Genomic DNA, 12,329 nt, shown 5'->3' with positions numbered 1-12,329 from the left:
TATTACTTTAGTTCGATTAATAATTTGTTTAGATTATTATAGATTAATTGTAAAAAATTAAATTTTGATGAACGAGTCCTTTATTAAGATTGCATAAGAGACTTCAAGTTATCTAAATACGTTGTATAAACACCCCTAGGGGTTGTTTTATGACGCACACATACAGAGGCTGCTTTGCCTACTATTTCTCCCATCATACCACAGGTACGCATTACACGAACAGGACCTAAACCTTTTCTTGTAACGCTTATATTTCGACCAGCCATAAAAAGGTTATTAATATTTCTGCTATAAAGCGTACGATAAGGAGCCCAGTATATTCCTTTGTATTCATAGTGTTTATACCCTTCTCCTATAGTTGCCTTAGATATAAATTCCTGCCCTTGTAATCCTTCATCAAAAGATTCGTGTGGATGATGAAGATCGATCTCCCACGAACAAGGAAATGCAGGATCTGAAAATTGTGTTTGTTTTACAAAATCATCACCATCCAATACAACATCTCCCATAAGCCTTCTGGATTCTCGTTTGCCAGCAATAAATGCCGACCACCCTAAACGATAATTAGGGTAAAGCTTGTCTACGTTCTTTAATGCATCCCAAGCTCCATACATTGCTCTGAAATTAAGATCTCTTATTTTCTCAACATCGGTAATTGGGTTTTTATCAAATCCACTCTCCCAAAACCAGCCTCCTAGATTGCCAAGTGGATCTTCAGCCCCCCATTGTCCTTTGTAATTTTTTCTGCCCGGAAACGGCTTATCACTTAAATCAATTGCCCATGGACATCTAGGAAAAGGCTGTTCTACCTCGCCTATTTCGCAAGACATAGCAAGAGCTGTTTTATCTTTACATTCACATTTCAACAGTTCTTCCTGATTCGAAACATCTAACACATTCCATAAATTAGACATCCCCATAACTTCGGAAGAAGACATTTCATAATCGGCGCCAGCTAAATAACCTATTGTTGCATCGCCCGTACAATCTGCAAAAAACTTAGCTTTTATCTTTGTATAAACGGCTGTTTTTGTGTTTTGAATGATAACCCCTGTAATGTTTTCGTCTTTCGTTTCAACCTGAATGGCACGCTCATCTAGAAACAAGGTTATGAGAGGTTCGTTGCCAACAACTTCAAGCTTTCTAGCATCGTTATATGCTGCTCCATGTACCGCGTTTCTAGATCCGTATTTCGGATCTGCCAAATCGGGTGCAATTTCTTCTACAATATCTCCAATATGCGGATAAGGTTCTTGTTGTATTTTTCCTTCTGGCCACACACGAACTTCTGAGCTTCCATTACCTCCCAAAACAGGTCTGTCTTGTATTAAAGCTACTTTCAATCCATTTCTAGCTGCAGACAATGCCGAACAGGTTCCTGCAAAACCTCCTCCTATAACTGCAAAATCAAAACTACCACCATCTTCAGGTGTATCTGAAAGACCTAATAAGTTTCTTCTAAATTTTGTTAATGCTTCAAGTTCATTAGTTGGTGTGAAATCTAGATCCTTACAAAAAAGAATAGAATCACAACGTCCCTCAAAACCTGTTAAATCGTGTAATGAAACCTTTGCTTCGTTATCCACTTCTACAACACCTCCATCGTGCCAATTCCATTCAGCTCCTTTTGTACCAAAGGTTTCCTGCAGTGGCGTATCGTTGACAAGAACCTGAAATTTACCAGGTGCTCCAGGTACATTCCACGGAGCTACCCAATCACGTGTGCGTACCCAAACACGATATTTACCAGAAGAAGGAAAAACAATCTTAGTGCGCGCATCTTCAACAGGAATTCCCAAACCATGTGCAAGTAAGTATGGCGATCCCATTTGATCCATGGTTTGTTGATCTAAATCCCAACCGCCATGATTTTCAAACTGCTCAGCTTCCAAAAAAACAAATTCGCCAAAAGTTTTCTTATTCATACAGGAAGCAAATCCTCCTGCTAAAAGAAACAAACTGGCACTCCCTGCAGTTCCTATAAATTGCCTTCTATCCATCATCTAATGTGTTATCTTTTTTATTTAATAAGAACGGACTTTATTTTTTAATCAGTCTATCCAATGTATTTGTTTCCAATCATCGGCTCTTTCATTCTGTTACAAAACACTCTTCTTACGATATTCTTCATTCTAAATAATGGCTTTAAGCTTGACTTTATTTTTAAACTGTTGTTTTGTTTTGCTGGGATAAATCATTTTATGAATACATGTTAGATTATACTCTAATTAAAACCCTAATATTGAATCTCTCGCTCAATGCTATCCAAACTCAAAAAAAAATCCTTCTTAAGGACCTCTTCATTTTTATAGCATTAATTTCTTGTAGAGCTTGTTTTTATCACAATTAATCAAAAATCATGAATTTTTGGCTTAATCCCTCGAAAACCCACTTTACATCACCTTTACATAGTTATTAAAAATATCAAAGACACTTTCAGGATTGTTTCTAGTTGACCTGTGAAATTAAAATTATGAAGTGCCCATAAACAATAAGTTACAAACCCAACAGATATCATAATTTAGGCATCGCACCAGCCTACTGGCAAGGCAGGTCTAACCACTAAAACAATAAATATTAACACAAGTAATAAAACAATTTAAATGAGAATATACTCTACCTTGGACTATGGCGCAGTATTAATGAATTTGAATTAGAAATCTATAACCAAAATGTAGTGGTTTAAATCTCGCAATTAATTGTCCCGTTTTTTGTTAAAAGTCTAGTTATGGTCTATAACCTTAAAAAGTACTTGAAATTCATCACAAAAACTATAAAAAGTGATACCAAAGTGATGCATCATTTGTTGTCGCTTCTAAAACGTTTGGTTAAACCTAGAATAAAGCTATCAGGACACTTCTAATTTTATCAAAACAATACCTGTTTTAAAAACAAAAGCCCCTTTTCAAGGGGCTTTTGAGTTAAATTTTGTGTTTTTTAGTGTGCTTGCGCAACGGTTACTATTATTATAACGGGTTACAACTTTATAATTTTTTTGGTTTGCTGTTGAGTGTTATTAGCAAACAATATTTTTAGTATATAAAGCCCAGGTTTGATATTGCTTAGATTAATTTCTGTGCTTTTTGTTCTGATTATTTCTTTGCCATACAAGTCAAAAAGGATGAAAAAAGCATCATTTATTGAAGTGTCTACGACTAAAATGTCGTTTACAGGATTAGGATACACCTTCACAAAAGGTTGTGAACCTGAAAAATCATTTACAGAAAGGCTAGAAGTACCACTAATGCATATGTCGTCAAACCTCCAATAATAATGGTGCGTGTCTGTCCTAAAAGAAATATAAATCTTCTGATTTGCGTAATCTTCTAAACTAATGTTCTCAATATGTCTCCAACTTTGAAAATCACTTGAATTTGCTATGTCAGTATGCAATAAAGTATAAGGTCCACTTGGATTGCTACTAACAAATACTTGTACTGTATGATTTGGTTTGTTAACTGGCCAATAAAGATCCCAACCACGTATATCATAGTAGCTCAAGCTAGGCTGTGATATATTTGTTAGGTCGATTTCTGGAGAGATTAAACGCATTTCAATTGGTCCACCTCCTACCCAGTTATTAAGATTTGTAAGAGCCTTAGAACCACTATATGGTAAAGATGTAAAATTACCTACTTCGTTATACGGATGTAACACTGCCCCCTTAACAAACCACCCTGCTCCAGCAGGTAAATTGTTATCTGTCCATCCTGATGCTGCTGCGTCTAATGTTTCATTTTCAAAGTCAAAGAAATACTGACAGGTAGAAACAGCTTCTTCTACGTTCACCGTTAATGTAAAAGGTGCAGAGCTTCCCATACTATTAGATGCAATTAACTGTACTGTATAGGTCCCTGCGGTATTAAAAACCGCTGTCGCATTCTCAGTTGTTACAATTTCCTGGTCAGCACCATTTATTGTCCAATCCCATTGATCTGGAAATCCACATGACTGATTTGTAAAAAGTATAGCTCCTCCTACGGTAACGGTAGTTCGAGAAGCAACGAATTCTGCAGTTGGTATAACATGAGTATAATATTGATTAACTCCGGTAGCCACCAAGTTGTCATATTGCCATATAGTGGTTCTTGCAGGATGATTAAGCGCATCTTTCACCCTATCTATCTGTCCTAGGGTAAACATAGAATAACAATCTGTATAATCCATATAATTTTCTTCGTTGACCAAGTTGCCACAACTAAAGTTATTAGGCTGGCAACCACTAACGTTCTCAGTGGGAGGAGTATCATCTACAAAATCACCTGGGTCATCACAACCATTCTGAAAGGTGTGTTTTAAGTTTAACCAATGTCCAACTTCGTGGGTGAAAACAGATTGAAAATTTTCGCTCGCTATAGAACTTCCATGATCCCCCAAGTATCTGTAATTGTAAACAATTCTAGCCAATCCATTATCAGACATAGTTGTGCTAGGTCCCCATGCTATACCCGAATTATTGGTTACGCCGGTATCATATAAATCAAGCATAATGTAAACATTCATGTACTTATAATTATCCCAAGCGGTAGCCGATATTAGCTGATTAATAGTAGGTGTTTGTGAGCCAAATCCAGCATTATTAGGGTAATATACAACACCACTTGTGGGGTTTCCATTAGGATCGATTTTTGCAAGTGCTAATGTTAGGTCTAAGGTTCCTCTAATTCCCATAAACTCAGGAGAAACGGTATTGAAATCTGCATTAAGTCCCCTAAATTCATTATTAACTCTATCCACTGCAGATTGTACTTGTGATAAAGGGACTGCGCCCGATCCAGAATCATGAAATACGTGAAAAACCACTGGAATTACATAATGTTGATAACAATCACTTATTTTATTAGCAGTTAATTTAGATTGCTTTTCAGTACTCACTATATCATTATAGTTTTCCATATCTGGTGTGAAACCACATCTAATTTCATTACTTGATTGTGCATACAGTAAGTTTAACGCTAATAGCATTATAATTAAACTAAAAAAATTAACTTTTTTCTGAAACATGATACTAATTTATTTTTTTGATATATATCGTTAGAAAAAACCTCTATTTAAAATAGAGACATAATTAACAAAAAAAACATCCCTATTACAACAGTAATAGGGATGCTTTTTTTTTACTTTAAAATCTAGTAATTATCTAACTGTACTAAATTTGGGTTCTTTGATATGTCAAAAAATGGTATTGGATAATAGTTATGCTTACCTTCAACAAAATTTTCTACCCATTGCTTACCATGAGCTGTTAATGTTTGTTTTAAAGGTTCTTTGGCTGTACTTCCTTCAGCCCACCTGTAGGTATCCATCCAACGTATTCCATGTTCAAAAGCAAGTTCTATCGGTCTTTCGTGATGGCGTATGTGCTGTCTTAATTCACTCTGACTTAATCCAGATAATAATACAGAGCCTGCTCTTGTACGCACCTTATTCACTTCTATAATTGCTTGTGGAGTATTTCCGTCTTCGTTTAATGCCTCAGCATACATTAATAGTACATCGGAAAAACGAATTACAGGCTGTGAAAAACCAGTATAGTTAACATCATCATCATCATAAGCGTATTTCTTCCACCATGCAGGTCGCTCATTAACTAAACGATTTTCATCTGCAACTTCATCCCAAGTAGCAGAACCTCTATTTTTAACTCTGTTCATTGACGAGTTTGGATGGTCAAAAAATATGCTCTCAAATACTCTTTTTGATGGTTCACCTGTGGCTGTAGTATCTTTCATATACTCTTGGTATAACCACTCAGAAGGCACATACAGAGACCAACCTCCTAAAGCACCTGGAGTAACTTCGTAATCAATTGCGCTTCTTTCATCATTGCCTCCTGCTAGATCTCCAGACCATTGAATGGCAAATAGAGTTTCATTGGTATTATTATTCTTAATCGTACCATTAAAATTGTCTTCATAGTTAGCATTTAAAGCATGGCCGCTATTGTTAACTACATCTTGAAATGCAGTAGCGGCTTCACTCCAATTTTCTTCAAAAAGATGTGTTTTACCAAGCATAGCCTTAGCTGTCCACTTAGTAACTCTACCCAGTTCAGAGTCTGGTCTACTGGAAGGTAATAAATTATAGGCATCTTCTAAATCTTGTATTACTTGTGCAATTACCGCAGCTCTAGTACTTTGCGAAACAGCAAAATCTTCTCTTGATCCAGGCACCTCAAGAACTAGTGGAATAGACTTAAAATAGTGCTGTAACTGAAAATGAAAAAATGCTCTTAAAAACTTAGCTTCTCCCACTATACCATCCTTATCGGCTTGTTCCATGGATTCAATACCCGGAACTCTTTCAATTACCGAATTAGCACGGGCAATTCCGGCATAATAAGAACGCCAAATATTTGTAAAACTAGATACATCGGTTCCATAAGTAAAATTAACAATTGTTGCTCCATAACCACGAGGAGCCCGTCTCCAATTTTCATCTGATTTATAAGTAAATGCGACCATCATTTCTTCTATAAAAGTCCATTTACTTCCATTCCAACCCTGTAACCCAGCAGAATAAGCAGCAATAACACCTTGCGTGGCATGGTCTTTAGTTAACCAAAAAGACTGCTCTGTAAGCGTATTAATATTAGCAGGCTTTAAATAATCGTCATTACAACTTAAAAGAAGTAACGAGATAGATGCTACTAGCAAATAATAATTATATACTTTAATTTTTTTCATAATTCTATTTTTTTTTATTAAAATCTTAAATCAAGGCCCAATACAAATCTTCTTTGAGTTGCAACAAAGCCCCTATCAACACCACGGTCCATTAATTGGTGATTAACCAATGAAGGATCAAAACCAGTATAATCTGTAATTGTAAACAAATTTTGACCAGAAAGATAGAGTCTAGCCCCCTCAACTAAGTCAATATTTTTAAACAATTCGTCTAAAGTATATCCTATTTGCAAGTTTCTTAACCTAAAGTAAGAAGCACTTTCTAAAAAGTAATCAGATGGTCTTGCATTATTATTATTTGAAGATCCCGTTCTATAAATATTTGAAGGATTGTCTGGTGTCCATGCATTAAGTAAGTCTGTATGCGCTCCAGCAGACACCAAATCTAAGCGTTGAGCATTATACATTTTATTCCCTTTAGTACCTTGGAAAAACATACTCAAGTCAAACTTTTTATAGTTTAAATTAATATTTATTCCATATTCAAAATCAGGAAGACCACTTCCAAATCGTCTTTTATCGTCATCATCTAAATCGCCGTCGCCATCAACATCAAGAAATTTTAAATCTCCAGGCTCAGCTTGAGGTTGAATTCCATGGGCATCTATTTCGGCTTGGGTTTGAAACACGCCATCGGAATCAAACAGATAAAAATCACCTATAGACCCTCCAGCTGCAGTAAATGTGGTTGGATGTGTTCTAAACTTCCAATACCCTCTAATAATTGCATCATCGGCATTACCCAATTCGATAATTTTATTTGAAGTTTTACTTAAATGTCCTTCTATATTAAAATTAAAATCTCCACCAGTGTTGTGTCTATATCCTAAAACCAATTCCCAGCCCTTATTTTCTATAAGCCCTCCATTAAAAGTATAAGGGGTTGTAATACCTGAAGTACCTGTTGGGTCAATTGACACTAACATATCGTCTGTTGTACTATTAAAAACATCTAGTGTTCCATAAATGGTTTCGTTTAAGAATCCAAAATCTAAACCGTAATTTTTGGTAGTTGTTTCTTCCCATTTAATATCCGTTGAAGGAAGTGATGCTAAAGCTCCTCCTACTTGAATTTGCCCATCTCCAACTGGATAGTTGTTAGCACGGGTATTTAAATTTATTAAGGCATAATACAAATAATCTGGTATTTGTTGATTACCCAATACACCCCAACTAAACCTAGGCTTAAAATTACTAATAAATGGAATGTCGAACCAAGATTCTTCGGTCATTCTCCAACCTAATGAAACTGCTCCAAAGTTACCGTATTCATTATCGCTATTAAATCTCGATGATCCATCCCTTCTTACACTAGCTTCAATTAAATACTTTTCATCATAGGCATAATTCAATCTACCAAAATAAGACTGCAATGTACTCGTTATAGAGGATCCAAAAGAATTAACAGCACCAACGCCTGAACCTAAAGTCCTTACGGCATTAGAAGGAAGTTCTGTATTAGATCCACCCGTTGACTCAATAACTCGTTTTTCCCTAGAAACACCCGCAAGTAAACCAAAAATATGCTTACCTACCTCTTTTTCATAATTCAAAGTATTATTCCATACAGCATCGGTACGTCTAATTCTTTCTTGAAACAAACTGGTTTTAGGATTAAATAAATCGTTCACCCCTGGATATACCGGATTAAAATCCTCATTAAAATCGTTAAATATATTAGCACCAAGTTGTGTAGAAGCCGTAAGACCTTCAGTAATTTCCCAATCAAGTTTTAAATTTCCCTGCAAACGATCACGCTTGGTTGTATAATCCCTTAATTGGCTTACCAGAGGATTTTGAGATCGTGGAAAAACAACTGGATCTGGCACACCTAAACCTAAAGGAGCATTACTGTCCCTGCCTGGCAAAGTAGGATTGGCCCTTAATATTGGGAGTACATCTGACTGAGAAACATTTGCCCCCAATAATTCTGATTCAACATTAAAGCTTCTACCTAAAACACCATTATCATTAGCAGAAGAAAACAACTTTCTTTCACTACCAATAAATCCTATAGACTGGGAAAGCTTAAGCTTATCTGAAAACTTATAATCGGCATTAAATCTTACACTAAATTGTTCATAATTTGTATTAAATGCAGTTCCCTCCTGATCAAAATGACCAATAGAGACATTATAGCTTGCATTTTCAGATCCTCCAGACACCCTAACATCAGTCTTAAACTCATAAGCCTCAGAAAACAATTCTTCAGCCCAATTGGTATTAGGAAGTCCCGGTGTAGTTGCCCACAAAGGAGGCGTTTCACCATTTTTGGTTGCTGTATCAAGAGCAACATTAATACGATCTTGTTTTCCAAGAAGACTAATATTGTTAATTAAGCTTTGTTGCGCCACATAAGTGCGTAATTCAACTTTTAATTTCCCTTCGGAACCTCTTTTAGTTTGAATCATAATAACACCATTTGCTGCTCTTGATCCATAAATAGTAGTTGCACTTGCATCTTTAAGTACTGTTATAGATTGAATATCAGCTGGGTTCACAGATGACATTTCACCTGGTATTCCATCTATAACCACTAAAGGATTATTGTTACCAATAGTCCCTAATCCTCTTACTCTAATAATAGGTTCAGATCCAGGAGACCCTTGCCCGTCGTTAATATTTACTCCCGCAGCTTGACCTTGCAGCATACTAGCTGCATTAGCACCAGGTAATTTCATAACGTTTTTCACATTAGCAGATACCACCGATCCAGTAACTAACTTTCTATTCTGGGTACCATAACCCACAATAACAACCTCATCTAATTTTGCTGCATCTTCAACAAGGTCAATATTAACAGTTGTATTATTACCGACATTTGTTTCTAAGGTCTTAAAACCTACATAGCTAAAAACAAGCACCGAGTTGGAATTAGATATTTTAATGGTGTAATTACCATCAAAATCTGTTACCGCTCCATTAGACGTTCCTTTTTCAGCCACGTTTACCCCTGGTAATGGCTGACCACTATTCGCCTCTTTCACAACACCTTTAATAGTTATTTCTTGCGCAAAAAGAAATCCCGCGAAAGACATAAAGAATAATAAAAGCAAATAGCCTTTTAAGTTTTTTTGTTTCATATAAAATATTTTTAGTTAACGTTTTTCAAAACTATTAAAACTTTAACAAAAAAAAACAAAATAAACCTTTACTCAACCTTAACAAGCTCTAAAATTAGATATTTGTTTGCTAAAACAAAGCTCAAAATTGTTCACTATGTTGGAAATATTTTAATTTAAAAAACTAGCTATTTGTTCTTTGTATTAAATATCAAACAGCTCAGGCTTTCTACTTTTAAAGGCTCTTAATATGAGAGTAGATTAGAGTCCGATTCCTATATGTACCATTATTCTGTTTCTATTAAAAAAAGAGAGAAAGGATAGAGACAATGTTTTCAAAACTATGAGATCAAAATTTATGATAAGACGCAATTATAACAAGTCTTTTTAAAGGTTTTAAAATCATAACAATCTCTAAAACACCATATTGTTTAAAAAAATAGTAACGCAATATGGATTATTTAATAATAATGTAAAGGAGGTGTAAAGGAGGTTTATAACCTATTTCATCAAAAAATTCATGATTTTTGAGTTTAGAACGCATTGAGCGTTTGGTTGAATATCAGTCTTTTAATTTGAGTGCAATTAAACATGTATTCAGAAAATAATTTATCTCTGCAAAATAAAACAACAATTTAATAAAATAAAAAGTCAAGCTTAAATGAAGAATCTAGTTAAATTATTGTTGTTAGTATTCCATATATCCTATTTAAAAAATAAAAAAGGAATCACAATTTCTTCTGGAGAACATGATCTAGTCTTTCAAGATTTAGCCAAAACTGGGATGAAGGCTTACCATTGGCTAATAGTGTAATAGGCTCGTTAATTTGGAAAAAAGATGCCAATTTTAGTATGTCTTTTACAATATTCATTTTTTTTGATCTTTCGTGTTATCATAATATGGAATGGAATGGAATGGAATGCAACTTTGTAAAATAGTTTATTAATAATTAAAATATAAATGATGTTTGTAAATAATAAGTTTTTAATCGGTTCAATTTTTCTATTGTGTTTTTCTGGATGTATTTCTGTAGAAAAAAAGCCAGTAAAGACAAAAACTACAGCTCCTTCCAAACCTAATGTTATATTCATCTTGGCTGATGATTTAGGTTACGGAGACCTTAAATGCTATAATGAAGAATCAAAAATACCCACACCTTATTTAGATAAACTTGCTAATGAAGGTATGCGTTTTACAGACGCCCATACCCCTTCATCTTTATGCACGCCAACACGGTACGGAATTTTAACAGGACAGTATGCATGGAGATCTAGGTTAAAAAAAGGGGTTCTGCAATCCTATGATTTGGAACTAATTGAAGATTCAATTCAAACTATTGGACAGGTGTTTCTAAATGCAGGATATGAAACAGCGCATATTGGAAAATGGCACTTAGGATTTGATTGGCAAGTACACGAGAATTATCCTAAGAAATGGCAAATTCATGGTTTGTGGAGAGCGCACGACAGAGATGATAGGATTGATTTATCAAAAGGTATTCCAGGAGGCCCTATTAATGCAGGTTTTGATTACAGTTACGGTTTTGATGCGCCGAACTTTCCGCCTTATTGTTTTTGGGAAAACGGTGTAATTGAAGGACAAGTTCCTACCCTAAAAAAGCCTGATAGTCTTTATGGTAATAACGGGTGGTTTCAAGAAGGATGGAGCATCAATAATGTTTACCCACTTTTGGAAAATAAAGTTTTAGCTTACCTAGATGAGGTTAGCAAAAAGGAGAAGCCATTCTTTCTGTATTATGCTCTAACTGCACCTCATGTTCCTCTCTTACCTACGGAAGATGCTAAAGGCAAAAGTCAAGCAGGTCTATATGGCGATTTTGTTGTAGACGTAGATAATACGATAGGGAAAATATGTGCCAAACTACAAAACTTGGGAATAGACGAAAAGACCATATTAGTTTTTACCAGTGACAATGGATCACCTGCAAGAGTATTTGACCCTAAAGGGAATGATTACTATAAAGGCTGTGGAGAGGTTATAAGACAATTTAATCACAAAGCTAATGGAGATTTACGAGGTTTAAAAGGCGATATTTGGGAAGGAGGTCATCGAGTTCCCATGATTGTTCGCTGGCCTGATAGAGTAAAACCTAATACCCAAAACAATCAAGTAGTTTGTCTTACTGATTGGTATAGTTTTGCATGTGATTTGACAAAACAAGAAAAAAATAAAAATCAGGGAATAGACAGTTACAGCCTTTTTGGAACTTTGGAGAATCCTCAGATTAAAGTTAGAGAGCAGATCATTCATCACTCTGGAGAAGGCAAGTTTGCCGTACGGCAGGGTGATTGGAAATTAATCTTAACAAAAGCTGGTGGGTCGGGTTATTCCAAATGGCATGATCCAGAAGGTCAAATAAATGAATATGAAGGGCAATTATACAACATAAGTGAGGATGTTTTGGAACAAAACAATTTATATAATGAGTATCCTCAAAAAGTTGAAGACTTATCTTTATTGCTTAATAAAATAAAACGAAAAGGAGCGTTTTGAGATATTGTAATGAATAATATTACTAAATGTTTAATGTTAGTAAAAAGTGAACTCTTATAAGTTGAT

The 12,329-nt window shown here is 35.1% G+C and carries 6 protein-coding genes; 2 read left to right on the top strand and 4 right to left on the bottom strand.

Annotated features, from left to right (window positions below):
* Nucleotides 1–83 precede the first annotated feature (83 nt).
* From L3X37_RS01580 to L3X37_RS01565, 4 genes are all read right to left on the bottom strand, one after another.
* A complete protein-coding gene (locus tag L3X37_RS01580) occupies nucleotides 84–2,003 on the bottom strand; it encodes an FAD-dependent oxidoreductase (RefSeq protein WP_237238419.1) in 1,920 nt (639 codons plus the stop codon).
* Nucleotides 2,004–2,976: 973 nt separating this feature from the next.
* Nucleotides 2,977–5,004 carry a M43 family zinc metalloprotease gene (locus L3X37_RS01575; protein ID WP_237238418.1) on the bottom strand — a complete coding sequence of 676 codons (2,028 nt, stop codon included), beginning with the start codon at nucleotides 5,002–5,004 and terminating at the stop codon, nucleotides 2,977–2,979.
* 125 nt (nucleotides 5,005–5,129) lie between these two features.
* Nucleotides 5,130–6,686, bottom strand: coding sequence for a RagB/SusD family nutrient uptake outer membrane protein (locus tag L3X37_RS01570; protein ID WP_237238417.1), 1,557 nt, complete (start codon nucleotides 6,684–6,686; stop codon nucleotides 5,130–5,132).
* A gap of 17 nt (nucleotides 6,687–6,703) precedes the next feature.
* Entirely contained in the window at nucleotides 6,704–9,769 is a 3,066-nt protein-coding gene (locus L3X37_RS01565) for a SusC/RagA family TonB-linked outer membrane protein (protein ID WP_237238416.1), read from the bottom strand.
* Nucleotides 9,770–10,409: 640 nt separating this feature from the next.
* Here L3X37_RS01565 and L3X37_RS01560 point away from each other — a divergent pair.
* Both L3X37_RS01560 and L3X37_RS01555 read left to right on the top strand, forming a co-directional pair.
* The gene (locus tag L3X37_RS01560) at nucleotides 10,410–10,562 is read left to right on the top strand and encodes a hypothetical protein (RefSeq protein ID WP_237238415.1); all 153 of its coding nucleotides are present in this window, start codon (nucleotides 10,410–10,412) and stop codon (nucleotides 10,560–10,562) included.
* Between the two features lie 147 nt (nucleotides 10,563–10,709).
* Nucleotides 10,710–12,263 carry a sulfatase family protein gene (locus tag L3X37_RS01555; RefSeq protein WP_237238414.1) on the top strand — a complete coding sequence of 518 codons (1,554 nt, stop codon included), beginning with the start codon at nucleotides 10,710–10,712 and terminating at the stop codon, nucleotides 12,261–12,263.
* Nucleotides 12,264–12,329: the final 66 nt, after the last annotated feature.

This window comes from Wocania arenilitoris, assembly GCF_021728535.1.
Lineage (GTDB): Bacteria > Bacteroidota > Bacteroidia > Flavobacteriales > Flavobacteriaceae > Wocania_A > Wocania_A arenilitoris.
The sequence above is the reverse complement of the archived record's forward strand: the minus strand, read 5'-3'. Positions and strand labels throughout refer to the sequence as shown.

Excerpts from the sequence above, each read along its gene's own strand:
- L3X37_RS01570 (WP_237238417.1), bottom strand. The coding sequence starts at position 6,686 with ATGAAAAAAATTAAAGTATATAATTATTATTTGCTAGTAGCATCTATC.
- L3X37_RS01565 (WP_237238416.1), bottom strand. The coding sequence starts at position 9,769 with ATGAAACAAAAAAACTTAAAAGGCTATTTGCTTTTATTATTCTTTATG.
- L3X37_RS01580 (WP_237238419.1), bottom strand. The coding sequence starts at position 2,003 with ATGATGGATAGAAGGCAATTTATAGGAACTGCAGGGAGTGCCAGTTTG.
- L3X37_RS01560 (WP_237238415.1), top strand. The coding sequence starts at position 10,410 with ATGAAGAATCTAGTTAAATTATTGTTGTTAGTATTCCATATATCCTAT.
- L3X37_RS01555 (WP_237238414.1), top strand. The coding sequence starts at position 10,710 with ATGATGTTTGTAAATAATAAGTTTTTAATCGGTTCAATTTTTCTATTG.
- L3X37_RS01575 (WP_237238418.1), bottom strand. The coding sequence starts at position 5,004 with ATGTTTCAGAAAAAAGTTAATTTTTTTAGTTTAATTATAATGCTATTA.